Genomic DNA, 24816 nt, shown 5'->3' on the forward strand with positions numbered 1-24816 from the left:
GGATTTACATTTGTATCGTATTAAAGTTCTGGTAGCGATATTGTATTTACGGAAGAGAAAAGGCAACCACAAAATCACCTTGTTTGCTTCCCAGCTTTCCATGTCCGCCGGCGGCTATCACTACGTATTGTTTGCCGTTCACTTCATAGGTCATGGGCGTGGCCTGTGCACTGGCCGGCAGCGCATATTCCCAAAGCAGTTCACCGGTTTTGGTATTAAAAGCACGGAAATGATTGTCTAAAGTAGCGGCCACAAACAATAGGTTGCCCGCAGTAACAATGGCGCCGCCAAAATTAATAGAACCCCATTTTTTAGTATCAGGATATTGTGCGGGATCATACATGTATCCCAGCGGCACCTCCCATTGCTTTGCTCCATTATGCATATCAATGGCAAGCAGCGTACCCCATGGCGGTTTGATCTGCATCATCAAACCTTTATCACCGGCTTTAAAAAGGTAATCGCGCTTCATTATATAAGGTGTGCCTGTTTGCCTTCCGGTTTCTGCCCGCATAATTTCTGCATGTTCTTTTTCCAATTGTGCTACTTTTTCTCTTGGCAACATTCTTATAACAGCCGGTATGCGGTTAATATTGGTGATCAGCAGTTCCTGCTCAGGATCAAAGCACATGCCACCCCAGTGAATGCCTCCTACATTTCCCGGCGCCACAATGGTGCCTTCATAACTGGGAGGGGTAAACGGACCTTTATTAACATATTGTGCTATCCGTTTTTTTGCTTCTTCTTTGTCCTGCGCCGTTATACCCCATGCATCTGCAGTAGAAATGCTTTGCAAACCCACAGGAGCAGGGAGCACCGGGAAAGGTTGAGTGGCGTTTGCTTCTTCTCCGGCAATATCAGATGCCGGCACAGCCCGCTCTTCAACAGGAAATATGGATTCGCCGGTTTCGCGGTTCAATATAAATATGTGGCCCATTTTAGTACCCACTGCAACAGCAGGCACCTTTTTTCCATCCTTAGTTATAGTTATCAGCATAGGTTGGGCCGCAATATCATAATCCCACAAATCGTGATGCACTACCTGGTAATACCAAACCATTTTTCCGGTAGAAGCACGAAGCGCTACAATGGAGTTTCCATATAAATTCTGACCTAAGCGCTCACCACCGTAAAAATCAGGACTTGGACTGCTGGTAGGAATAAACACAAGATCACGCTCAGCGTCAGCCGAAATAATGGACCATGCATTGGCAGCGCCACTCCTATGTGCTTTCGGGCCATTCCATGTTTGCCAGGCCTTATCGGAAGAATCTTTTGGAATGGGATCCCAGCTCCAGCGAAGTTCGCCGGAAACAGCATCATAGGCTCTTACCGTGCCCCGTGGATAATCGAAGCGCTGGTTATCTCCCATAGAGGAGCCAACAATTACAAGATTTCCAATGATTGCCGGTGGAGAAGTTATACTGAGGTCTTTGCCAAAGCCTTCTCTTAAATCAACTGTGCCGTCTTTACCAAAATAAATAATAGGGTCGCCGGTTCTTGCATCCAATGCTATCAAACGTCCGTCGAGGGTAGCGATAAAAATTCTTTTTGCCGTGGAACCGTTCGCTTTATCACCAGGCGCGGGCCAGGCGGAAACACCGCGGGAAGTAATTTCCGAAAAATCATTCTTTAAATTAATCTCCGGATCAAAAACCCATTTTTGAGTTCCGGATGAAGCATCTATGGCAAACACCCGGCAGGAAGGCGTACTGAAATACAAGGTATGATCTGCGAGGATGGGCGTAGCTTCAAAAGCAGCTTTCTCCTTTGCGTTTGTACCGTCATATTTTTTTAATTCGCCGGTTTGATAAGTCCAGGCCACCTGCAGTTGCTTTACATTTTCGTTGTTAATTTGCTGCAATGCCGAGTAACGGCTGCCTCCTGCATCGCCGCCATAAGCAGGCCATCCGCTATCTTTTTTGTTATTTTTCGCATCATGGAGTGATTGTCCCTCTAAAGAAATCAAAGCAATGTTCAACGCAATAGCGGTAATCATTATTTTTTTTAATGGCATAACCGAAATATTGAGGAAAGTGATATGACTATAAATGTACAGATGTTTTACAAAACCTGGTGTTAAGTTGAGCGTGAAACGGCAGACGGGAAGCGTAAGAATCTGACGTCTCGCCTGCTTGCAGGTTTCTCTGCCCCATGCATAAATGAGAAAAAATATTGTTTACACAATACTATCTGATGCAAACCGGGTAATGAGGGTACGGTTGTTTCATACGATGGCGAAAAAAACCTAATTATCAATTCGAAGAAAATTTCCGTTCTTGTCAAATTCCAGGGTTATGCCGTTGGACAGTTTAATCTCCTGCACTGTTTTTTCCAGGTTCCAGTTTTTTATAAATTCAGATGGATAGTTGTTCTCAATATAAGTAAGTATGGCAGAAGGGATAACGCTATCGGGCAGTGCATCATTACCTTCCATTTCTTTTACTTCTCCGCTTTGGTTAAATTCAATTTTGGTTCCGTTGTTCAGATAAACGGTGTATGTTATTTTAAGATCATCGAATTCTTTTACAGCCTGTACGATCTGTTGATCCGGGAAGTGGGTGCTGATATAATTGGTGCTGGTTGCAGGCAGGTCATTGGGCGCTACTACTTTTTCTTTGGTGCAGGAACTGAATAATAAAACGGCAGGCAATGTCAGTAACAGGAGTGTCTTTTTCATACAATGCATTTTAGATAACGGGTGAGAAAGTTGTTGTTTAATAACAACCAGATAATTCACTGCGTGAAATAAGTAAGTAATTTGTTTAAAAGATGTTAATCGCTTATTTACTTATATGCAATTGCTCAGAACAAAGGCCATTTAACTTTTCATTGTAAAAGGTATCCGTTGTTTTTAACGGTGCTTTTAGCGTTGGTTTGTGCAGGCAAATAAATGTTAGCGTTGTTTGTTTTCAATATAATATTTAAATAACTGCAGATTGTTGTCCATATATGTTTCTCTGAAGCTTTCGGAAAACAAGCCATAAAATTTTTCCCAGGGATACCATTTAATATCTTCATTTATCCACCATTCTACTTTGGTAAGCAAGGCATCCTGCTGATGCTGTACAACAGAAAATCCGCTGCTAAAAACCTGTTTGTTATCCGATTTTATGATAGCCATTATACTATCCGCTGCAAATTGCTCTAATTGTATGGAATTTGAAATGCCATTGGCGCTTACCCACTCCACCTGCTGTGGTGATAATATGGAATATGAAGCACTGCTGTCCTGCAAAATAGGATTCCAGTTCTTCCAGTCATCAATACGCAGTAATGCAGCCATTACACTGTCTTTAGGAGCATGTACCAATACCGATTTTGATACGCTTATTTTTGAAGGTAGCAGGAAAGAAAAAAACAATAATATTATGCTGAATGTTATAAGCCCAATTGCTACCTGTTTTAATAATCGCATATTGTTTCTTTGTTTACTCCCATTTAAATGTTTTTACCGCAAGCGCGTAACCCACTACAGCCCATATAGCAAGTATTCCCAACTGTTTGCCACAATCTGCTAAATGTGCGCCTTCAAAAGCAATATTGCGCATGGCATCGTTTAAATGAGTAAGCGGCAGTATTTTGCAAAAAGGCTGGAGCCAGGCAGGAAAATTATCAATAGGGAAAAATGTGCCGGCAAGCAAAAACTGGGGTAAGGTAACAATATTAGCCAATGGTGGAATAGCGCTTTCATTTTTGGCTATACCGCTTACTACAAATCCCAGAGACATAAAAACCACCAGGCCTATAAAGCTCAATACCAGCAACTCAATAAAAGTGATCCATCCATGTACTAAGGTAAAATGAAAAAAATAATATCCAACCAGCAAAATCACTATAGATGTAATCAACTGAAAGGTCACCCTGCTGAGCCCTTCACCCAAAACGATAAAAGTGCGGCTTACCGGGGTGGCAAAAAAGCGTTTCAGTACTAAAGTTTGTCTCAGGCTGAAGAATAAAAATGCCACGCCAAATACGCCCGCGCTCAATAACGAAAAGCCCAGTTGGCCTGGTAGTATAAAATCTATGGTACGGTATGTTCGGCCCGGAATTTTTTCAATATGATTATTTATAACAGCAACTGTGGGTGCGCCAGGATATTTTTTATGATCAATATTTTTTATGATGGATTCCAGTATGGAACGCAGCACCTGCAAATTTTGCGGATTTACCGCTTCCGAACTTTTTAGATTGATAAAATAAGCCGGTGACGCGTTTTCATTTTTTTGAATAGAGATGATAGCCGTTAACCGCCCTTTTTCAAGATCTTCTTTTATTTCGGCCTCTGGTTTTTCAATTATACGAAGACCCGGAACGGTTTTGATGATACCATAGAGGTAATTGGTTGTATCGGCACCGGGAGCAAGAGCCACACGAATGGAAATTCTGCCTCCTCCACCTAAAAAACCAAAGACAAGAATAAATATTAAGGGAAAAGCAAAGCTGAAGGCAACAGCCGAAGGACTTTTGAAAATAGCTATAAGCCCGGCTTTGGCAATAGCTAACATGGCTTTAAACTGGCTATAGGATTTCGACATGCAATTATAAATTTGCGCGGCAAAGATAGCTGATTTGTTATCTTTAAATACTTACTCTACAACAATATCAAAGGGCAATCTTGTTTGCGCAGTTCCTACCATTTGCCTGATGCGTTTTAACTGCATAAACAACTGGTATTCGTTGTAATTCAATTCTTCTTTGATGGCTTTGGCTTTTGCCGTTTTGCTGTAATTGTTTTTTAACAAATCCCAGAAGGATGCTGGTTCGGGGTATTCTCTCAATCCGTATTCTGTAAGTTTTGCCATTTTTGCGGCACATGCTATAGCATCGTCTAATCCGCCCATACGATCTACCAGTCCAATCTGCATAGCCCTGCTGCCTGTCCATACTCTTCCCTGTGCAATGCTGTCAACAAAGAGCATATCTTTCTTTCTTCCTTCAGCAACCCTCGTTTTAAAATCATGATAGATGGTATCTATTTCGCTTTGTATAATTATCTTTTCCCCTTCAGTTAAAGGGCGGGTTACTGAACCGATATCAGCATTAGGCGCTGTTTTCACCTGGTCGAAAGTAATTCCTAATTTATTTTTGAAAAAGTTTTGCATATTGGGCACAATACCAAAAACACCAATGGATCCGGTAATGGTATTGGGTTGCGCAAAAATGCTGTCGGCAGCACAAGAAATGTAATAACCGCCCGAAGCGGCAACATCTCCCATGGAAACCACCAAAGGCTTTCCCGCTTTGCGGGTAAGCATGGTTTCGCGCCAAATGATTTCACTCGCCAAAGCACTGCCTCCGGGCGAGTTAACCCTCAATACAATCGCTTTAACATTTTTATCTGTCCGGGCTTTTGAAATCAGGTTTCTGAATTCATCGGAGCCTACCTGTCCATCAGTTCCTTTACCATATACAATATCTCCTTCGGCATAAATAACAGCTATTCTTTCTGATCCGTATTTTTTTATATTAGTTGCTTCAGCATAACTTCCCATGTGCACAAATTCAATTTTATCATCCCCGCCAATTCCCAGTCTTTTCCTGATCTCGTCTTTTACTTCATCATCATATTTTACACCATCCAACAGCTTATATTTTACAGCATCATTAGCTGTTTGTATCATATATTCATTGGCGTACCGGTGAAGTGTTGCCGTATCTATATTTCTTGCAGCCGTTGTGGTAAGTAAAAAACGATTGTATAAATCTCCAAGCCATACCGTAGTTTGTAAGCGGTTGGCTTCGGTCATTTTCTCTTCACGCAATGGTTCCGTAGCACTTTTAAATTTACCATCGTAAAATATTTGCGGCTCAATTTCAAGTTTCTTTAATGCGTTTTTCATGAAGAAAAGCTGGGAGGCAAATCCTTTCCACTCTATTATGCCTTTAGGATTGCAGTAAATTTTATCGGCTGCACTGGCAACAAAATAAGCTTTCTGTGAAATCATATCACCATAAGCAATAATAAATTTTTTGCTCTGCCTGAAATCAAGAAGCGCATTGCGTAATTCTTCACTTGCAGCAAATCCGTTTGCGTTTTCATTGCATTTAATATATATACCTCTTACCGATGAATCTTTTTTAGCATATTGAAGAAGACGGATAACATCATACAAAGATGCCGAAAATATATCCCTGTCGCCACTAAGGCGTGCAATGGTATTATCGGGTTTTTTATCATTAAAGCTGCGGGACAGATCAAGTAACAGGACAGATTTTGATGCTATTGTTGCTTTTTCACTGCTGGCAATACTGCCTGCTATTCCAAATAAAATTAAAAAACCAATTAGGGTAAAAACAACCAGTGCGAGCAAAGCTGCCAGGAAAAACTTAAAAAAACTCCTCACGTTTAAAATTTTAATCTGGTAAAAATAGAGATATTTGAAGCGGAAATTACATACTATCCATGAATAAAGTGTATTTACTGATAGGCGGTAATATGGGCAACAGGAAAAAGCAACTGCAAAAAGCGGCAATCAAAATTGGCGAAGCATGCGGAACAATAACCCTCTTATCGCATTTTTATGAAACGGCAGCCTGGGGGAAAACCAATCAGCCTTCTTTTTTTAACCAGGCTATTATGCTGAATACGCTCTTATCCCCTAATGACTTACTCCATACCATATTGCATATTGAAACCAGTATGGGACGGCACAGGGTTGAAAAATTTGGCCCCCGGATCATTGATATTGATATTTTGTTATTTAATGATGAGGTCATTGACCATCCGAACCTGAAAATTCCTCATCCCGAATTGCCCAACAGGCGGTTTGCTCTTGAACCCCTTAGCGAAATAGCCCCCGGAGTTATACATCCGGTGTTCAAAAAAAGTATCCTTAGTCTTTTAGAAGAATGTGCTGATGCTTTAGAAGTACGAAAACTGGAAAATTAGTGTATAACCCTTTTGCGTTTATTTAAAAGGGTTGTTTAAGTTTGGCTTTCTTTATGAAATATCATTTCATTACCATTGAAGGCAATATAGGTGCAGGCAAAACAACTTTGGCCCACCTGTTGTCAAGGCATTTTAATGCGCGGCTGATACTGGAACAATTCGCAGACAATCCTTTTCTTGCTAAATTTTATGAAAACCCCAAACAAAACGCCTTTCCACTGGAGTTGTTTTTTATGGCCGAAAGGTACAAGCAACTCAAAGAACTGATCCATACCAAAGATCTTTTTCAGAGTATAACGATATCGGATTATCTTTTTACCAAGTGCCTGCTTTTTGCAAAAGTAAACTTGCCGGATGAAGAATTTCTGCTATACCAGCGTCTGTTCGACATTATTAATCAGCAGCTCATTCAACCCGATATACTGATTTACCTGCATGCTCCTGTTGGTAACCTGCAGACAAATATCAAAAAACGCGGACGTAGCTATGAGCAAAATATACCCGATGAATACCTGTTCAACATACAACAAACCTACACGCATTACATAAAACAGCATAATATCAGAACGCTGTATGTAGATGCCGGTAAGGCCGATTTTTTAGGTAATGAAAGTCACCTGAAAGCAATTATTGATGCACTTGGCAAAGATTACGAGGCTGGCCAGCATTATGTAGCCCTTCCCTGAAAAATTGTAAGTGATGAACCTTCAAACCTATTTCAAAACAAGTGGACCGTTTGAAGCAATGCAAATACCGGAGTTCAGATATTTGATGAGCGGGCGGTTCCTGTTTATCCTGTCGCTGCGTATGATGAGCACCCTGGTAGGCTGGTGGATATACCAGCTTACCAATGCACCGTTTGCCATTGGGCTTATTGGTTTGTCTGAAGTTGTTCCTGCGCTTAGTCTTGCTTTATATGCAGGACATGTAATTGATATGAGCGAAAAAAGGAAATTGCTGCTTACAGGAGTTTTTATGTACGTGTGCGCTGCCATTGCATTGTTGTTGCTTTCAACAAAGTTTACAAGTGAACATCTTGTTCAGCACAGAATAGTCATTTGCATTTATGCCGTAATTTTCTGCACGGGCATAATCCGTGCTTTTGCAGGTCCTTCTTTTAATGTGTTGCTTGCACTGATTGTACCCCGGAGTGTTTTACAAAATGCCATTACATGGAACCAGGGAGCATGGCTTACGGCATCTGTTATGGGTCATGCTTTGGGAGGTTTTTGCATTGCTCTTTTGGGAAACAGTGGAACCTTGTTGTGTATTTGTTCCGGTATGTTAGCTGCATTCATTGCGCTTTTTCGTATTAAAAAGAAACCTGCACTCATACAAAAGAGTGAAAAAAAGACAATAGAAAGCGTTAAGGAAGGATTGCGGTTTGTTTTTAGAACAAAAGACCTGCTGGGGGCTATTTCACTGGATATGTTTGCCGTTTTTTTTGGAGGAGCTGTGGCCATGGTGCCTGTATTTGCCCGCGATATTTTAAAAATCGGGCCGGAAGGATTTGGCATTTTAAACGGAGCTTCAGATATAGGAGCTATATGCAGTGTATTACTGCTTACATTTTTTCCTATGAAACAAAAGCAGGGACGGCGGCTCATAATTGCAGTTTCGGGATTTGGTATATGCATTGTCATTTTTGCTTTATCCAAATGGTACCTGTTGTCGTTTTTCGCATTGATGCTGAGTGGTGTATTGGATGGGATAAGCGTAGTTATTCGGGGCACTATTATGCAATTACGAACGCCCGATGAAATGAAAGGCAGGGTAATGAGCGTAAATTCCATGTTCATCAATTCAAGTAATGAATTAGGCCAGTTTGAAAGTGGTTTAATGGCGAAAATAATGGGTGTAGTACCTTCCGTTATGTTTGGCGGTTGTATGACATTGTTAGTGGCTGTTACTACCTGGTTCAAAGTGCCACAATTAAGAAAGTTGCAATATTAATGGCTAAAGGTTTTCTTCGATTCGTTTATCTATTACCAGCTTTTCCGTAGCTGTTATCTTTATTTTATTAAAATCGGGGTGTGTTGGATTGATGATGACATTATATTCTGAAGGCACAATAACGGAGGGTACTTTTAATAACAGTGTTTTGCCGTTGGTAAGCCACCTGTCTCCCATTCTTGTAATAGAAATAGGAACAGGATAGGTATTCCACCCGGCAGGCAGATCCTTCAATCCATATTCATCTGTTGAAAAATTACCCGTTATCTCCAGTGTTAAGATCGAAAAATCGGCTCGCAAAATGGCAAGCGGCGTATTGGCAAGTACTTCAAGGATAGCCAGTGATTTGTTTTCAGAAGTATACAATGCAGCTTTTCCAACACTATTCCACCGGCCTCCGTTAATTCTGGCGCCTGCACCACTCAGATCATGCAGGTATTTAAAACTACACACTCTATATAGCTTCACGAAAAGATGGATTAAGAATATACGCCATGTTCAATACGGCCTAAAAGTTTTAGAATCATACGAACGCCAAAAGATGTATCGAGGAGATCAATGGGTTTTTTACCGCCCAAAGACAGGATGGTAGAATGTAACCATTGCTGCAGGTTGTCGGCGGTTCCAAAAAGTTCAAGCCCCTTGCTTATCACCTGGGTTATTTCTATAACCCGCTCAGATTTATAAACATCTAAAAGTTCATTGTCGTCTTTTCGTTGAATATTACGGTGTGATGTATGCAGGAGTGTGCTCATTTTATCCATAGTAATACCGAGATACTGGCTTAGCGGCTTTAATGAAGATTTGCGTACGCCGTTTCGGGAAAGACGGATAAGATCCATATCATCAAAAGAGGGAACAGAAAAGAGGTTGTTTCCACCCAAAACAACGCGCATGGTTTCATAATGAACCGCGGCTTCCTCAACAATGGATTCCGGCGCCTCATCCTCTGTAATATATTTTTTAGATTTTGCCATACCCAAATATACGACATTTTGATTTTAAAAATAACTTTTTGTCGCATTTATTTTTTTCTCCGCCCTTTCGCTCAATTTCGTTTTTAAGAGGTTTGTCAATCCGCTTTACATCCATATTAAATAGGACGTAGTATTGGGAGCGCGGGAATGCATGCTAACTGGTTTTTAAAAGCTTTTCCAGGACGAAAAAAACAGCGGGGCAAAAAGTGGAATTTTTTAAAGTAATACGGGCGCGATTGATTAGTACATCCTCATTGGTATAAGGAAACCGCTCACAGTCTGAGGGACGGATAGTATAAATGCTACAACGGTTATCGCTGCCAAGAAAGGGACATGGTGTTTGCTTTACTACATAATCGCCTTCCTCATCTAAGCGGAGATAAGTATCAATAAACGTGCTTTCTTTCATTTTAAGATACTTACTGATGCGTTTTATATCTGGCGTTTTAAAGCGGGGAGAATAATTTTTACAACAGGCGGCGCAATTCAGGCAATCAATAACAGAAAAGGCCTCTTCATGCAAATGGGGTAATTGTTTTAATATCTTATTCTTATTGGGTTTTTGCAGCATACGGGCATAGGTCTTATATTGCGTAGCAGCTTTTTTTTGCCATTGCGCATCTCTCCATTCACCCGATGTAAAAACTGAAATATCTTTTTTAAGTTCTTCCATGCATACAATATAATTGCCCCTTTTGCCTGTTAAAGGATTAAAAAACACAATGCAAGATACAGCACATTTAATCCACAATTGTTACTTTAACTCATATTTTAAAGGAGCATTTGCAGGCTGAAAACAGAAAATAGCTAATGTGTTTGATATTCCGGGTTTGGCTTTAACCGGCAATGGCGGGAAAATATAATGCTGGCTTATCCACAATCGTTTGCGTGCTTTCCACAATCCGTTTTTGATCTGAAGCTTTCATCCTAAATTTGCACATCTTTTTAAAAGATCAACTCTATTATATGAATGTATTTGATATACAAACCAATGAATTTCGCTCACGTCATATTGGTCCCAATGAAGCAGAAACAGGCCAAATGCTGGAAACCATCGGGGTTTCATCTTTAGAAGAGCTCATTGAAAAAACGATCCCATCTTCTATAATATCTGAAAAAACACCGGCACTCCCCGGAGCACAAAACGAATACGAGTACCTGCAGGAACTGAAGAAAATAGCAGAACAAAACAAAGTATTTAAATCATATATAGGACAGGGATATTACGGAACAATAACGCCCTCTGTAATATTAAGAAATGTTTTTGAAAACCCGGGATGGTATACCCAGTATACCCCTTATCAGGCAGAAATATCACAGGGAAGACTGGAAAGTCTCCTTAATTTTCAAACGATTGTAGCAGACCTTACCGCATTGCCATTTTCCAATGCTTCACTATTAGATGAGGCCACGGCAGCGGCTGAAGCGATGTCTATGCTGTTTCATCATGTAAATAAAGCAGGAACACCAGGGAAGCCTAAGTTTTTTGTAGATACCGCTTTATTCCCCCAAACCATTGATGTGCTCATTACCCGTGCGGCACCCATAGGCATTGAACTTGTATTTGGAGCTTACCAGGATATTTCTGTTGACGATAGTTTTTTTGGCGCCATCGTTCAATACCCCGATAACAACGGCTCGGTAAATGATTACAGAAGTTTTATTAATGAAGTACATAACATTAATGGGTATGTAGTAATGGCCACGGACCTGCTGGCGCTTACCTTACTTACTGCTCCCGGCGAACTGGGGGCCGATGTGGCTATTGGTTCTGCACAACGCTTTGGCGTGCCTCCCGGTTATGGCGGACCACATGCAGGTTTTTTTGCCACAAAAGAGGAATTTAAAAGAAATATGCCCGGCCGTATCATTGGCATAAGCATTGATGCACAGGGGAGCAGGGCTCTAAGAATGGCTTTGCAAACAAGGGAGCAGCATATTAAAAGAGAAAAAGCCACTTCTAATATTTGTACCGCCCAGGCGTTGCTGGCCAATATGGCGGCTATGTATGCAGTTTACCATGGACCGGAAAAACTAAAACAGATTGCTACAAGGATAACGGTACTGGCAAAAACTTTATCAGACGGATTAAATGAGCTGGGCTACATCAATGTAAACAGTTATTATTTTGATACGCTTAAAGTGCAGGTTAATAATGCATCAAAAATAAAATCCATAGCAGAAAACAATGAGGTAAATTTCAGGTACTTCGATGAAAAATATATTGGCATTTCTTTAGATGAAACCACTTCACAAGAAGACGTGCTCAATATCCTGTATCTTTTTGCAGAAGCTTCCGGGCATAGCGGTGTATCGCTTACCTTCAATGAAGATGATCTGCCCGATAATATTCCGGATCATGCCATCCGTCATTCCGGGTATCTGTCCCACCAGGTTTTTAATTCGCACCACAGTGAAACTGAAATGATGCGTTATATAAGGTTGCTTGAAAATAAGGACCTTTCACTAATAACTTCCATGATCTCATTGGGAAGTTGTACCATGAAGCTGAATGCCGCTACCGAAATGATACCGGTAAGTTGGCCCGGGTTTGCACAAATTCATCCTTTCGCTCCTGCTTACCAGGTAAAAGGGTACACTTATATTATTAATGCATTGAGTGAATACCTGTGTGATATTACGGGGTTTGATGCCTGTAGTTTGCAGCCAAATAGCGGAGCGCAGGGCGAATATGCCGGGTTGCTTACTATTAACCGTTACCATAAAGCCACGGGGAATGAAAACCGGAATGTGGTGCTTATTCCAATTTCAGCGCATGGCACCAACCCTGCTTCAGCCGTATTAGCCGGTATGAAAGTGGTAGTGGTGAAGAGCGATGAAGAAGGGCATATTGATGTTGCTGATCTGAAAACAAAAGCGGAACAATATACAGATACACTTGCGGCATTAATGGTTACTTACCCTTCTACCCATGGTGTATTTGAAGAAAGCATTAAAGATATATGCAGGATAATACACGATAATGGCGGACAGGTTTATATGGATGGCGCCAATATGAATGCACAATGTGGTTTAACCTCCCCCGGAACAATTGGCGCTGATATATGTCATCTTAACCTGCACAAAACCTTTGCCATTCCGCATGGAGGAGGAGGTCCGGGTATGGGTCCAATTTGCGCTAAGGAACATCTGGCTGCTTATTTTCCATCGCATATATTCAATGATAAAATTGAATTAAGAGCACACCCGTTTCCCGACTCGCACGGAGCTGTGAGTGCTGCACCTTATGGCTCGGCGTCCATATTGTTGATCAGCTATGCCTATATCAGGTTGCTTGGTGCCGGAGGAGTGAAAGCCGCAACGCAATATGCCATCCTCAATGCTAACTATATGAGGTCAAGGCTGGAAAAATATTTTGACATACTGTACCTCGGTGCCAATGGCACATGCGCCCACGAATTTATTGTTGACCTTCGTCCTTTTAAACCCACCTCGGGCGTTGAGGCAGAAGATGTGGCTAAACGGCTGATGGATTATGGTTTTCATGCTCCCACTATGAGTTTCCCTGTTCCGGGAACCATTATGATTGAACCAACCGAAAGTGAGGATAAAGCAGAATTAGACCGCTTCTGTGATGCACTGATCAGTATATATCATGAAATAAAAGCTATTGAGGAAGGGAAAATAAGTAAAACCGATAATCCTCTGAAAAATGCGCCGCATACCCTGCAGATTGTATGTGCTGATGAATGGACCCACCCCTATAGCAGGCAGGAAGCCGCTTTCCCGCTTTCCTATATCACCAATAATAAATTTTGGCCGAGCGTTTCAAGAATCAATAATACTTATGGCGACAGGAACCTGGTTTGTACCTGCGAGCCGGTAGAAAGTTATATGGAGGCAGAGAAAAGCTAATGAATAAAGTAGAGGAAAGAAAGTGTAGGGTATAAGGAGGAAAGAAGCTATTTTTCCTTTTCACCTCTTGGTTTTTTGCTTATATCTTTCAAGCCTTATCCCCGCTCCTCCCAAATCATTGCCAGGTGAACAATGGTTTCAACGCTTTTTTGCATATCCTGCACGCTCACGTATTCGTGTTTGCCATGAAAAGCCATTTCTCCTGTAAAAATATTGGGGCAGGGCAACCCCATAAATGAAAGGCGTGAGCCATCCGTGCCTCCTCTTGCGCTGCTCAATACAGGTCGTATCCCCGCTCTTTGCACCGCTTCAATAGCATACCGGCTTACCTGCGGATATTTATCCAGCACTTCTTTCATATTGCGGTATTGCTCTTTTACTTCAAATGCAGCCGTAACACCAGGAAATTTTTTAAGTGTTTCATTTAGCTTTTGCTGCAATAAGGCTTCATATTCCTGCAACTTTGCAGTACTAAAATCACGTATAATGAACCGGACACTTACTTTTTCCGCAATGCCGCTAATCTGTACCGGATGAATAAACCCTTCCCGTTCATCTGTGGTTTCGGGCGAGAGCGAATCTTCGGGAAGTGATTCAAGAAAAGAAGATGCTGCTTTTATCGCATTCATCAGTTTGCCTTTTGCATAACCCGGATGTGCACTTATGCCATTAAAAGTAATGGTAACACCGTCTGCCGAAAAAGTTTCATCTTCAAATACCCCACGTTCACCTGCATCCAAAGTATAGCCGAAATCAGCGCCTAATTTTTTGAGATCTGCCTTATCCACTCCCCTGCCAATTTCTTCATCGGGGGTGAATAATATTTTAATTGTTCCGTGTTTAATTTGAGGATGTCTTACAAAAAAATGAACCATATCCATTATTACAGCAATACCTGCTTTATCATCGGCTCCCAGCAAGGTGGTTCCCGATGCAGTAATTATATCTTCCCCTGTCTTTTGCAACAGGTAGGGATGCGCAGTTGTGCTGATTACCTGGGCGGGGTCGTCAGGTAAAACAATATCATTCCCATCATAATTCCGGTGCAAAACAGGTTTCACTCCTTCACCGGCACAATCGGGCGAAGTATCTACATGCGAGCAAAAACAAATAACGGGTGTTTTTCTTTCTGTATTGGATGAAAGCGTAGCATACACATACCCGTACTCATCCAGTTCCGCATCGGCAATGCCCATTTCCTGTAATTCTTTTACCAGGATGCGTGAAAGATTCTTTTGTTTTTCAGTGGAAGGAAATGATCCAGAATCTGGATCCGACTGAGTATCGGTTTGAACATAACGCATAAACCTGTCTGCCACTGTAAAATCATAAATGCTGAACATAGAAAGAATTTTTAATCATTAGTATTTTCGCGTCTTTTAAAAAATAACATCGCTGCAAGATCAATAAACCAGCTCTTAAAATTACGATGCCCGTCTTACCCTGCTTTTCATATTGTTCCTATGCCAAAATATACCTTACTGAATATTTGCTGTACACCACAAACGGGATAACCAACAGTACAATCCAAACAACAATAATAATAATCTTTTCCTGGACGGTAATTTCGTTTTGTACAGGAGGGATCAATACTTTATTAAGATATGCCACAACATCTTCCTCATCGGGGGACACAATTTCAGGATCATATTGTTTCAATGCCTTAACGTGTTTTATCATTATTCTCCGGGTCGCCATATATTCTTCATCTGTGAGTTCATCGTAGTTTTTACTATAACCCAGGTTATCGTTATCCAGTTCATTCCGCACTTCGTATACAGTACTGATTTTCCGGTAACGGATAACAATGAGCCATACAACAAAGACGATAAAATAATTTCGTGTATATACAGCCAGGTAAAACAGGAGTACAGCCGATGCAATAAGAAAAGCAAGTTGTATTCTTCCGGACGAACGAAAAAAGAGATTTTCAAGCAGTTGCCCTCCGTCTAATGGTGTAACCGGCAAAAGATTGAATGCATTGAGCATCACCAGCACAAACGACAATTGATAGTAAACGGGCTGGTGGTTTTGAAGAAACAGTATAAAAAACAACAGCCCCGCCAGCATGCCCGGGAGCGGCCCGGCAAGAAGGGTTACAATGCGCTGCCGCTGCGACACGATCTTTGGTTCTCCTGAAACAAAAGCGCCAATAAAAGGAACAAAAAAAAGCCGCACATCTTTGTAGCCAAAACCTTTCATAGCAATAAAATGACCGGCTTCATGCAAAAGAATAACAGCGGTAAGCATTACAAGCCATTTTAAATTATCCTGAAAAAAATAATAATATACAGCTATATACAGGACGAAGCTGATTATTGTTTTCAGTAAGGTGTGGCCAGGCCGGGCAAATGCAGTTTGTATAGGCTTTTTTCCATGTATTCCGGGCTCATCTGCTGAGGTACCATTTGTCATTCGGATATGTTTCTGCGCATATGCGTGTTAAATCAAAAAATAAGTTATTATTTTGAATAATTAATAACAAAATTTCAGGCGGTGATGTTTGCCGTAAATTAATTGTATGAAAGGACGCCCTTTATCAACCATCCAGGCCGTAACATTCTTTCTCATTTTAGCATTAATTTGGATACTCAGTACTGATTATCTCCTGCTCCAGGCTTTTGGTAATGATATAAGGCTGTATCATTACCTGCAAAGCTTTAAAGGCGTGGCTTTTGTAGGCCTAACCGCAATAATCATCTACCTTATTATCCGGCGGAACAGTAAATATTTTAATCAAAAATACAATACCCTTGTTTTTAACCATACTGAACTGGAAACCATTCTTGCCGAAATCGACCTGGGCATTGCGCGTTTAAACAGCCAGGGGCAATTCCTTTATGTAAATCCTTTTTTTTGTACACTAACGGGTTATACGAGTTCTGAACTTACACAAAAACATTACAGCTTAATTATAAAAGTTGAAGATAATATTGAGCTGGAATATTGGGATATGATGCTAAAGCAGGGTAAGCTCAACAGAATGAAAAACCTTGCAGGCATTACCACTAAAGACCAGACAAAGCTTATCTGCAATATATCTGTTAATGAAGTGAAAGACAAAACCGGTACTCCGGTTTACATTCTGATTCTGGAAAATATTACAAATAAAAGAAATGAAAAGAAAAAACTTGAGGAAAGCCTGAAACGGTATAATATTCTCAGCATGGCTACTATGGAAGGATTGTGGGACTGGAATATGCTGACCGGACAAATTTATTATAATTCAAACATTAAACTGTTGTTTGGATATGATGATGCCGAATTGCAACAGGGCTATAGCTGGTGGAAGGCCAATATTCATCCGGAAGATAAGGAGAAAATAATGGATAAAATGAATGCCGCGCTGCAAATCTCTCATGTTACAACACTCAATAACGAATACCGGTTTGCGTGTAAAGACGGATCGTATAAAATTATAACAGACTGTTTTTCTATTTTGCGTAACAGTGAAGGCAGGGCTTTCAGGCTCATTGTATCTATGCACGATGTTACCGAACAACGCAACCTGCAGCAGCAATTAGCCGAAAAAGAAATCATATATCGCCGGCAGTTGGCCCGAACAGTTATGGATACCCAGGAAAGTGAACGCAGGAAGTTGGCCGAAGAACTGCACGATAACGTAAACCAGTTGCTGGGGGTGGTAAAATTGTATATTGAACACTCCATTGTTAATGATAAAATCAGGGACGGATTGCTTAAAAAAAGCAATGAATATATTGATAAGGTAATTGAAGAGCTGAGAAATCTTTCCAAAAACCTTGCCCCGCCGCTGCTTGCCGAACTGGGACTTGAACATTCGCTGATCAGTTTGGGTGAAGCTATAGAAGAAGTTCAGCCTGTTAATATCCGGGTAGACATAGAGCATCTTGATGAAGCAAGGCTTATGGAAAGCCATAAGCTGATGCTGTACCGCATTGTGCAGGAACAACTGAATAACATTGTTAAACACGCACACGCACATAATGTTACGGTGCACATAGAACAAATGGAGGAGAAAGTATTGCTTGTAATTACCGATGATGGCGTTGGCACCGATCTTACCGTTGATAACGGACAGGGCATGGGGTTAAGGAATATCCGCAACAGGATTGAATTATACCAGGGTAAAATAAATATGGATACCGCGCCGGGGAAAGGATTTGTGCTGAACGTGGAATTTGAAGTATAAATCGAGGCCGAGCGTAAAACCAGCCAGAATCCTTAAATGCTTTCCATTATTTCGCTTAATTGCAGCCAGCGCATTTCTTTTTGATCCAATAGTTGTGAAATTTCTCCTATCCGGTTCGAAAATTGCTGTAATTGTTCGTAAGGCAGGGCACTGCTGTTGAGCTTACCCGTAATATCTTTTTTCTCTTTTTCCAGCTCCCCTATTTCTTTTTGCAGCAGCTCAAATTCCCTTTTTTCCTTGTAGGAAAGTTTCTTTTTTTCAATATCCAAATCCTGTTCCTTTGCTCCTGTACCCTGAAGCCCCTTGCCTGTTTGCTGTAATTTGTTTCCGGCAAGCTGCAACCGGCTCTCCTCCTCCTGTTCTTTCTTCCACAACCTGTACTGGGTATAATTTCCCGGGAAATCTCTTATTTCACCATTTCCTTCAAAAACGAATAGGTGATCCGTAAGCCTGTCCATAAAATAACGGTCGTGCGAAACAATCAGCAGGCAGCCCTGGTATTCACTTAAAAAATTTTCCAGCACACCCAATGTAGGAAGGTCAAGATCGTTGGTGGGTTCATCTAATATTAAAAAATTAGGATTCCGGAAAAGTATGGAAAGCAGCAGCAGCCTTTTCTTTTCACCACCACTTAACTTCGATATAAAAGTGTATTGCTGATCGGGGTCGAACAAAAAAAGCTGAAGGAACTGGGCGGCACTGAGTGATCCGCCATTGGCCAACGGAAAGTTTTCCGCTATATTTTTTACATATTCTATTACCCTGACATCTTCCTTTATTTCAAGGCCCAGCTGTGAATAATAACCAAAAACAATAGTTTCACCAATGTTTATTTTTCCACTGTCGGCTTTTTCAAGTCCCTGCAGGATATTTAAAAAGGTAGATTTACCAGCACCGTTTTTTCCTACAACACCTATTCGTTCGCCCTTTGCAAATGTATAATCAAAACCTTTTAATATAACATGACTTCCATAAGCCTTATATACTTTTTTTAGTTCTGCTACTTTACCTCCCAGGCGGCTCATTTTTACCTGTAGTTGCACCTGGTTATCCAGCATCCGTTGTTTGGCTTTGGTTTCCACCGCACTGAATGCATCTATGCGGCTTTTCGATTTGGTAGTTCTGGCCTTTGGTTGCTTTCGTATCCATTCTAATTCTTTGCGGTAAAGATTTTTCGCCTTATCAATACCGGATGCCTGCTGTTCAAGCCGCGCAGCTTTTCTTTCTATATAGTTCTCGTAATTTCCTTTATATACAAATAATTCGCTGCCATCCATTTCCCAAATTTCGTTGCATGCTGCATCTAAAAAATAACGGTCATGCGTAACCAGCAATAAGGTTACCTTTTCCTGGTTCAGGTAATGCTCTAACCATTCCACTGTTTCAACATCCAGGTGGTTGGTAGGCTCATCCATAATAAGGAGAACATGCTTGTGTTCAAAACCAATATCAATTAAGGTTCGGGCAAGCGCCACCCGCTTGCGCTGGCCACCCGAAAGCGTACCGGCTTTTTGCTGAAACTGGTGGATATTAAGTTTGCCCAGGATCTGCTTTACCTTGCTGTCAAAATTCCAGGCATTCAGCTCATCCATTTTTATAATGGCATTGCCCAGTGAAATCTCATCCTCACTTTCACTTGCCGCTTCATACGCTTTAATGGCATTAATAACCGGGTGATTGTGATGGAATATATTGTCGAGCACAGATAGGTCATCAATAAAGGACGGTTCCTGTTCAAAAAGCGCCACAGTTACATCTTTATGTACCCATAGTTTTCCGTCCTCCGGTGTTTCTTTGCCGGCGATAATTTTAAGTAAAGTAGATTTTCCCGAACCATTACGGGCTATTAATGCGATCTTATCGCCTTCTTCAATATGAAAATCCAGATTTTTAAAAAGTGGTTTTACTCCGTAAGACTTTCCCAATCCTTCAGCAGATACATAATGCATGTGGCAAAGATAAAAAAGAGTTTAGAGAGTTCCGCAACAAGCTGCAATGTCTTTGTATTTTTGGCGCATGACTGGAATAGAAAACGCATCATTGTCGAAAGTGATTGTTCATAAAATCGGAAACCCTACCCGCGCAGAAGATTTAAAATTGTCCGTACAGCCCCTTATTTTAAACGATGGCATAGTACGCAGCATGCTTACCAGGTATTTTCTCCATGCTTTTAACGATAATGAGCTATACCGTTTTACCCATTTAAGTGATATCAACCTTAATGAGGTTTATCATTATACCCGTCAAATATTTGAAAATGGGGATGTTTTTGTAGAACAGACTCATTTATTAGCCCGCTTTTTATACAGCAAATCCACCCATGTAAAAGTAAAAGAAGGAGAATTATATGTGGCTTTGTTTGATAAAATACCTTTCGAAGGTGGTGAAACAGAGGCTTTGGGCATTTTTAAATCGGAAAGCAGGGAAACATTTCTTAGGATTTTTCCGCATGGTCAAAACTGGGAAATCATACAGGAAGAAGGAATCAATATTAATAAACTGGATAAAGGCTGTATTGTATTTAAAACCCATACCAGCGAAGGATATAAAGTTTGTGTGGTAGATAATGCAAACAAACAAAATGACACTCAATACTGGGTCAATGATTTTTTGCAGGTACAACCTTATGCCGACAGTTACCACAATACCGATAAATATTTAGGATTGTGTAAAAATTTTATCAGCAATGAGTATACAGAAAAATTTGAAGTCAGCAAAAGCGACCAGATTGATCTGCTGAACCGTTCTATGGATTATTTTAAAACGAAAGAACAATTTAACATACAGGAATTTGCCAGTGAAGTGATACACCATCCCGAAGTGGTAGATACATTTATGGAGTATAAGCAAAAATTTGAAGCATCCCGGAATTTTGAAATACAGGATGAGTTTGATATTCATCTGTCTGCCGTAAAAAAGCAACAAAAATCGTTTAAAAGCATATTGAAATTAGATAAGAACTTCCATGTATATATACATGGAAGGCGTGATTTGATGGAAAAGGGGTACGATGAAATGACAGGAAAAAAATACTATAAAATATATTTTGACGAGGAGCATTAAACCCCAATGAATTCACTATTCCACCTATAATGCAAATTCACTATCCATAGTACTAAAGCCGCTTTATTTTTTGGAGGGTCCTACACCGTTTACCACATTTCTAAGTTTGCCATTTAAGAAGGCTTTTATATTTTCCGCTGCCTCTTTCAATAGTCTTTCCCGGGCCTCCTTTGTAGCCCATGCAATATGTGGTGTAATGATGCAATGGGGAGCTTTTAAAAGAGGATTATCTGCAGAAGGAGGTTCTGCTGATAATACATCAAGCGCTGCTCCGGCTATTTCACCGGCATGTAATGCGGCGGCTAAATCTGTTTCATTTATTAAAGCCCCGCGTGCAGTATTTATTATATATGCCGAAGGTTTCATGAGCTGTAACATATCCTTGTTTACCATTTGACGTGTAGCTTCGGTAAGCGGACAATGCAGGCTGATAAAATCCGATTGTTTGAAACAATCTTCTGTACCCGTAAAGCTTACACCAGGAATATCATATTTATCAGGATGACGAACAGAAGCGATAATTTTCATTCCGAAAGCCATTCCTATTTTTGCTACTGCAGAACCAATTTGTCCTAACCCAATAAGTCCCAGCGTCTTTCCCTGTAGTTCAAATAAGCCTTCATGACCAAAACAAAAATCCTTGCTCCTAGTCCATGCGCCATTATGCACTTCAGCAGAACGGTGGTTAACATTATAAGTAAGTTCCAGTATTAACGCCCATGTTAATTGCGCAACCGATTGCGTACTGTAGCCGGGTACATTGCATACAGGAATGTTCCGTTTAGCAGCAGCCCGGATGTCTACATTGTCGTAACCTGTTGCCAGCTCGCCTATATACTGCAATTGAGGCAATGCATTAATCACATCACCCGGGATTTTTGATTTATTGGTAAGTACAATTTCCGCGCAGGCCGAGCGTTTCAACACTTCGCCTGGCGCTGTTCTGTCATGAACGGTTAAGGTGCCAGATGTTTCCAGTAACGACCAGCTTAAATCGCCCGGGTTAATCGAGTAGCCGTCAAGTATTACAATATTCATGCTTATAATTTATTGTATCTTAGTAGCCCCGAAAATAAGCAGGATTGTCCTAACCTCCCCGCCACAATGAAAAAAAATAAACAACGACCCGGAAAATTTATCCTTATTGCTGTGCTTGCCGTTCTGATATTGCCTGCACTAACAGGCAAAGCCTATTTGTATAAAGCTGTGGTATATAATTTTGCCGGCGTTGATGACTATACCATTTTTGATAACCGTACAATACCGGCAATACAACCTGTTCCCTGGCGTCTTTCCACCGATTACGGTAAAATAAAAATACCGGATACGCTGGAGCAATATCTTACAACATTAAAATCTATTGGTTTACTGATCGTGCAAAACAGGGAAATCATTGTTGAAAAATACTGGAATGGATATAGTGACAGTTCCTTATCCAATTCTTTTTCAGTCGCGAAGAGTATTTCCAGCCTGCTTATAGGGGCGGCTATACATGAGGGTAAGATTGGTTCAGTAAACGATCCGGTGGGTAAATACCTTCCTGAGTTTGCCGAAGGAGAAAAAGCTAAAGTAAAAATTGCCGATCTGTTAACAATGAGCAGTGGCAGCGACTGGAATGAAAGTTATGCCAATCCATTTTCAGTAACCACTGAATTATATTATGGGTCTGATGTATATAAAACTGCCACTGGTGTAAATATTGTTAAGATGCCGGGCACATATCATTCCTATAAAAGCGGCGATACGCAATTACTGGGTTTGATCGTAGAAAAAGCAACGGGCAAATCCCTAAGCGTGTATGCTGCCGAAAAACTTTGGCAACCGCTGGGAGCAGAACACAATGCCTTATGGAGCACAGATAAGCAAGGAGGTCAGGAAAAGGCCTATTGCTGCTTTAACAGCAATGCACGCGATTTTGCACGCATAGGTCAACTGATGCTGGATAGCGGAAAAATAAACGGCAATCCTGTTATTGACAGCGCTTATTTCCACAAATCCGTTACCCCCTGCTTAATTCCGGATGAGAACAACAAACCATGCAATTACTATGGTTATCAATGGTGGATCATACCCGATCAGCAGGACATCTTTTATGCAAGAGGCATATTGGGTCAGTATATCATTTGTATACCCGCTCTTAATATGGTTATCGTTCGTTTGGGAGAAGAAAGAGATGAAAAAATTAACAATGTTCCTGCAGAAGTGAATAAATTAATAACCTGGGCACAGGCGCTTAAATAAAGCGCAGGTATCCTGATAACATACAGCATCTTTTACTTAGCGCCCCTGCTCACTTGTGTTTTTTCACTTTACCTTTGCCGCTCATATATTCATTATTTTAAATGAACAAAATTGTTTTTATTACCGGCGCTACTTCAGGATTTGGTGAAGCCTGCGCTTTACAGTTTGCGGAAGCGGGATACGATATCATTATTAACGGGCGAAGAGAAGACAGATTAAAGCAGCTTAAAAAAGATCTTGAAGAAAAATTTTCTGTCCGGGTACTGTCTCTTCCTTTTGATGTAAGCAATCGTGACGCTGTTTTTAGTGCCGTTGATGGTATTGCCGGTGACTGGCGGAACATAAATGTTCTTATTAATAATGCAGGCCTTGCACTCGGGCGCGATTTTTTTGATGAAGCGGATTTGGATGAATGGGATACAATGATGGACACTAATGTAAAAGGCCTGTTATATGTTTCAAGGGCTGTGCTGCCGTTAATGATTTCACAAAATAAAGGACATATCATCAACCTGGGTTCAGTGGCAGCAAAGGAAGTATACGAAAGAGGTAATGTATACTGTGCCAGTAAGTTTGCAGTAGATGCCCTAAGTAAAAGCATGCGGATTGATCTGCTCAGGCATAACATAAAAGTAACTGCTATTCATCCGGGAGCAGCAGAAACAGAATTTTCATTAGTGCGGTTTAAGGGAGATGCAGCAAAGGCCAATGCAGTATACAATGGTTTTAAACCATTAACAGCTAAGGATGTTGCAGATGTTATTTTCTATTGTACAACAGTTCCTGAGCATGTTTGCATTAACGACCTTGTTATATGTCCTTCACAGCAGGCAGATGCCATTTATTTTCACAAAGAATAATTTAGGCAGCATATTTGCGTTGAATATTTTACGGGTAAATTAAAAATGATTTGTTCGTTAATGCAGTTCATTCGACCCGGATTAATAAGGGGATAAGCCAATCCACAACCCTGTAAAAATATTAAAAATGAAAAAGCCACTCCTTTCAGCCATATGCGCCCTGTCATTATTATTTAGTTTTTCATCATTTGCTCAATCAGATAATGTCATTCGTATTAGCCCCTGTGATAACCAATCCATTCAAAAACAGGCCGACAGCGTAAAACATTTACTCGAAGATGGCGGTTTTTCCGTACTGCGTGAAGCTTCTATTACTATGGAGAGCGAATATGAAATTCCTATTATAGTGCCCATGAGTGAAGGTACATCGTACCAGTTTGTTTTTATTGGCGACATGAAATCTAATATGTATGAGGTAAGGATGTATGATTATAATGAAAAACAGGTGGTATACGAGAAGAAAAGATGGAGTGACATAAATGGCAATATTATCAGTTATTCTTATATCCCTAAAATGTCTGAATATCATATGATAAAACCATTGCAGGTAAATAACAAACAAAAGAAGGATTTATGTGGTTATGTAATGCTGTTCAGAAAAACCGAGGCGGCCGATAAAAAAGCAAGATAATATATTTTGTCACTGCTATTAAGTACGGTGGCATACGAAAGGGTTTCAATGAACCAACATTGAAACCCTTTGACTTTAGCTTTCGAAATCCCGTTATTTTATATTCAGCATTGTTTTATTTCAAAACAAAACCTGAGCAAGCCTCCTATGCC

Annotated in this window: 21 protein-coding genes; 9 read left to right on the forward strand and 12 right to left on the reverse strand. The window is 40.7% G+C overall.

Features of this window, described 5'->3' with window-relative positions; all coding sequences use genetic code 11:
- Positions 1-46 precede the first annotated feature (46 nt).
- The 5 genes from FRX45_RS21010 to sppA all read right to left on the reverse strand — a co-directional run bounded on the left by FRX45_RS21010 (position 47) and on the right by sppA (position 6347).
- On the reverse strand, positions 47-2017 hold the full coding sequence (locus tag FRX45_RS21010; protein ID WP_152270454.1) for a pyrroloquinoline quinone-dependent dehydrogenase: 1971 nt from the start codon (positions 2015-2017) through the stop codon (positions 47-49).
- 231 nt (positions 2018-2248) lie between these two features.
- Entirely contained in the window at positions 2249-2680 is a 432-nt protein-coding gene (locus FRX45_RS21015; protein WP_193311801.1) for a PepSY-like domain-containing protein, read from the reverse strand.
- 216 nt (positions 2681-2896) lie between these two features.
- Positions 2897-3418 carry a hypothetical protein gene (locus tag FRX45_RS21020; protein ID WP_152270456.1) on the reverse strand — a complete coding sequence of 174 codons (522 nt, stop codon included), beginning with the start codon at positions 3416-3418 and terminating at the stop codon, positions 2897-2899.
- Positions 3419-3431: 13 nt separating this feature from the next.
- Positions 3432-4538, reverse strand: a complete 1107-nt coding sequence (locus FRX45_RS21025) for an ABC transporter permease (protein WP_152270457.1) — start codon at positions 4536-4538, stop codon at positions 3432-3434.
- Between the two features lie 51 nt (positions 4539-4589).
- Entirely contained in the window at positions 4590-6347 is a 1758-nt protein-coding gene (sppA, locus tag FRX45_RS21030) for a signal peptide peptidase SppA (protein WP_152270458.1), read from the reverse strand.
- A gap of 59 nt (positions 6348-6406) precedes the next feature.
- Here sppA and folK point away from each other — a divergent pair, with 59 nt between their 5' ends.
- From folK to FRX45_RS21045, 3 genes are read left to right on the forward strand one after another with little or no spacing between them, the layout of a single operon-like run.
- Positions 6407-6892 carry a 2-amino-4-hydroxy-6-hydroxymethyldihydropteridine diphosphokinase gene (folK, locus tag FRX45_RS21035; RefSeq protein ID WP_152270459.1) on the forward strand — a complete coding sequence of 162 codons (486 nt, stop codon included), beginning with the start codon at positions 6407-6409 and terminating at the stop codon, positions 6890-6892.
- A 53-nt stretch (positions 6893-6945) separates the two neighbouring features.
- A complete protein-coding gene (locus FRX45_RS21040) occupies positions 6946-7578 on the forward strand; it encodes a deoxynucleoside kinase (protein WP_152270460.1) in 633 nt (210 codons plus the stop codon).
- Positions 7579-7591: 13 nt separating this feature from the next.
- Positions 7592-8845, forward strand: a complete 1254-nt coding sequence (locus FRX45_RS21045; RefSeq protein WP_152270461.1) for an MFS transporter — start codon at positions 7592-7594, stop codon at positions 8843-8845.
- Between the two features lie 3 nt (positions 8846-8848).
- On the opposite strand, the gene FRX45_RS21050 is transcribed toward FRX45_RS21045, so the two are convergent.
- The 3 genes from FRX45_RS21050 to FRX45_RS21060 form a co-directional block, all read right to left on the reverse strand.
- On the reverse strand, positions 8849-9313 hold the full coding sequence (locus tag FRX45_RS21050; RefSeq protein ID WP_193311802.1) for an RES family NAD+ phosphorylase: 465 nt from the start codon (positions 9311-9313) through the stop codon (positions 8849-8851).
- Positions 9314-9324: 11 nt separating this feature from the next.
- Positions 9325-9822, reverse strand: a complete 498-nt coding sequence (gene parS, locus FRX45_RS21055) for a type II RES/Xre toxin-antitoxin system antitoxin (RefSeq protein WP_152270463.1) — start codon at positions 9820-9822, stop codon at positions 9325-9327.
- Positions 9823-9976: 154 nt separating this feature from the next.
- A complete protein-coding gene (locus FRX45_RS21060; protein ID WP_152270464.1) occupies positions 9977-10495 on the reverse strand; it encodes a YkgJ family cysteine cluster protein in 519 nt (172 codons plus the stop codon).
- Between the two features lie 293 nt (positions 10496-10788).
- On the opposite strand from FRX45_RS21060, the gene gcvP reads away from it, so the two are divergent.
- Positions 10789-13698 (forward strand): aminomethyl-transferring glycine dehydrogenase, encoded by a 2910-nt coding sequence (gene gcvP, locus FRX45_RS21065; RefSeq protein ID WP_152270465.1) that lies wholly within the window; start codon positions 10789-10791, stop codon positions 13696-13698.
- 95 nt (positions 13699-13793) lie between these two features.
- Here gcvP and pepT read toward each other — a convergent pair whose 3' ends face one another.
- Complete coding sequence (gene pepT / locus FRX45_RS21070) at positions 13794-15041, reverse strand: peptidase T (protein ID WP_152270466.1); 1248 nt, start codon at positions 15039-15041, stop codon at positions 13794-13796.
- A 118-nt stretch (positions 15042-15159) separates the two neighbouring features.
- The gene (locus tag FRX45_RS21075; protein WP_152270467.1) at positions 15160-16113 is read right to left on the reverse strand and encodes a site-2 protease family protein; all 954 of its coding nucleotides are present in this window, start codon (positions 16111-16113) and stop codon (positions 15160-15162) included.
- A gap of 106 nt (positions 16114-16219) precedes the next feature.
- Between FRX45_RS21075 and FRX45_RS21080 the strand changes: the two genes are divergently transcribed.
- On the forward strand, positions 16220-17869 hold the full coding sequence (locus FRX45_RS21080) for a PAS domain-containing sensor histidine kinase (RefSeq protein WP_152270468.1): 1650 nt from the start codon (positions 16220-16222) through the stop codon (positions 17867-17869).
- A gap of 32 nt (positions 17870-17901) precedes the next feature.
- Here the strand turns inward: FRX45_RS21080 and FRX45_RS21085 are convergent, their stop codons facing one another.
- Positions 17902-19818 carry an ABC-F family ATP-binding cassette domain-containing protein gene (locus FRX45_RS21085; protein WP_152270469.1) on the reverse strand — a complete coding sequence of 639 codons (1917 nt, stop codon included), beginning with the start codon at positions 19816-19818 and terminating at the stop codon, positions 17902-17904.
- Between the two features lie 67 nt (positions 19819-19885).
- Here FRX45_RS21085 and FRX45_RS21090 point away from each other — a divergent pair, with 67 nt between their 5' ends.
- Positions 19886-20932: a nucleoid-associated protein gene (locus tag FRX45_RS21090; RefSeq protein WP_152270475.1), complete on the forward strand. Its 1047-nt coding sequence runs from the start codon at positions 19886-19888 to the stop codon at positions 20930-20932.
- 63 nt (positions 20933-20995) lie between these two features.
- Here the strand turns inward: FRX45_RS21090 and FRX45_RS21095 are convergent, their stop codons facing one another.
- Positions 20996-21970, reverse strand: a complete 975-nt coding sequence (locus FRX45_RS21095; protein WP_152270470.1) for a D-2-hydroxyacid dehydrogenase — start codon at positions 21968-21970, stop codon at positions 20996-20998.
- 66 nt (positions 21971-22036) lie between these two features.
- Between FRX45_RS21095 and FRX45_RS21100 the strand changes: the two genes are divergently transcribed.
- The 3 genes from FRX45_RS21100 to FRX45_RS21110 all read left to right on the forward strand — a co-directional run bounded on the left by FRX45_RS21100 (position 22037) and on the right by FRX45_RS21110 (position 24664).
- Positions 22037-23173, forward strand: a complete 1137-nt coding sequence (locus FRX45_RS21100) for a serine hydrolase domain-containing protein (RefSeq protein WP_152270471.1) — start codon at positions 22037-22039, stop codon at positions 23171-23173.
- Positions 23174-23274: 101 nt separating this feature from the next.
- Positions 23275-24033 (forward strand): SDR family NAD(P)-dependent oxidoreductase, encoded by a 759-nt coding sequence (locus tag FRX45_RS21105; RefSeq protein WP_152270472.1) that lies wholly within the window; start codon positions 23275-23277, stop codon positions 24031-24033.
- A gap of 127 nt (positions 24034-24160) precedes the next feature.
- A complete protein-coding gene (locus tag FRX45_RS21110; protein WP_152270473.1) occupies positions 24161-24664 on the forward strand; it encodes a hypothetical protein in 504 nt (167 codons plus the stop codon).
- Positions 24665-24816: the final 152 nt, after the last annotated feature.

Source organism: Agriterribacter humi, from assembly GCF_009192765.1.
Classification (GTDB): Bacteria; Bacteroidota; Bacteroidia; order Chitinophagales; family Chitinophagaceae; genus Agriterribacter; species Agriterribacter humi.

Coding starts and splice junctions, on each gene's coding strand:
- FRX45_RS21010 (WP_152270454.1), bottom strand. CDS start 2,017: ATGCCATTAAAAAAAATAATGATTACCGCTATTGCGTTGAACATTGCT.
- FRX45_RS21015 (WP_193311801.1), bottom strand. CDS start 2,680: ATGAAAAAGACACTCCTGTTACTGACATTGCCTGCCGTTTTATTATTC.
- FRX45_RS21020 (WP_152270456.1), bottom strand. CDS start 3,418: ATGCGATTATTAAAACAGGTAGCAATTGGGCTTATAACATTCAGCATA.
- FRX45_RS21025 (WP_152270457.1), bottom strand. CDS start 4,538: ATGTCGAAATCCTATAGCCAGTTTAAAGCCATGTTAGCTATTGCCAAA.
- folK (WP_152270459.1), top strand. CDS start 6,407: ATGAATAAAGTGTATTTACTGATAGGCGGTAATATGGGCAACAGGAAA.
- FRX45_RS21040 (WP_152270460.1), top strand. CDS start 6,946: ATGAAATATCATTTCATTACCATTGAAGGCAATATAGGTGCAGGCAAA.
- FRX45_RS21045 (WP_152270461.1), top strand. CDS start 7,592: ATGAACCTTCAAACCTATTTCAAAACAAGTGGACCGTTTGAAGCAATG.
- parS (WP_152270463.1), bottom strand. CDS start 9,822: ATGGCAAAATCTAAAAAATATATTACAGAGGATGAGGCGCCGGAATCC.
- FRX45_RS21060 (WP_152270464.1), bottom strand. CDS start 10,495: ATGGAAGAACTTAAAAAAGATATTTCAGTTTTTACATCGGGTGAATGG.
- gcvP (WP_152270465.1), top strand. CDS start 10,789: ATGAATGTATTTGATATACAAACCAATGAATTTCGCTCACGTCATATT.
- pepT (WP_152270466.1), bottom strand. CDS start 15,041: ATGTTCAGCATTTATGATTTTACAGTGGCAGACAGGTTTATGCGTTAT.
- FRX45_RS21075 (WP_152270467.1), bottom strand. CDS start 16,113: ATGACAAATGGTACCTCAGCAGATGAGCCCGGAATACATGGAAAAAAG.
- FRX45_RS21080 (WP_152270468.1), top strand. CDS start 16,220: ATGAAAGGACGCCCTTTATCAACCATCCAGGCCGTAACATTCTTTCTC.
- FRX45_RS21085 (WP_152270469.1), bottom strand. CDS start 19,818: ATGCATTATGTATCTGCTGAAGGATTGGGAAAGTCTTACGGAGTAAAA.
- FRX45_RS21090 (WP_152270475.1), top strand. CDS start 19,886: ATGACTGGAATAGAAAACGCATCATTGTCGAAAGTGATTGTTCATAAA.
- FRX45_RS21095 (WP_152270470.1), bottom strand. CDS start 21,970: ATGAATATTGTAATACTTGACGGCTACTCGATTAACCCGGGCGATTTA.
- FRX45_RS21100 (WP_152270471.1), top strand. CDS start 22,037: ATGAAAAAAAATAAACAACGACCCGGAAAATTTATCCTTATTGCTGTG.
- FRX45_RS21105 (WP_152270472.1), top strand. CDS start 23,275: ATGAACAAAATTGTTTTTATTACCGGCGCTACTTCAGGATTTGGTGAA.
- FRX45_RS21110 (WP_152270473.1), top strand. CDS start 24,161: ATGAAAAAGCCACTCCTTTCAGCCATATGCGCCCTGTCATTATTATTT.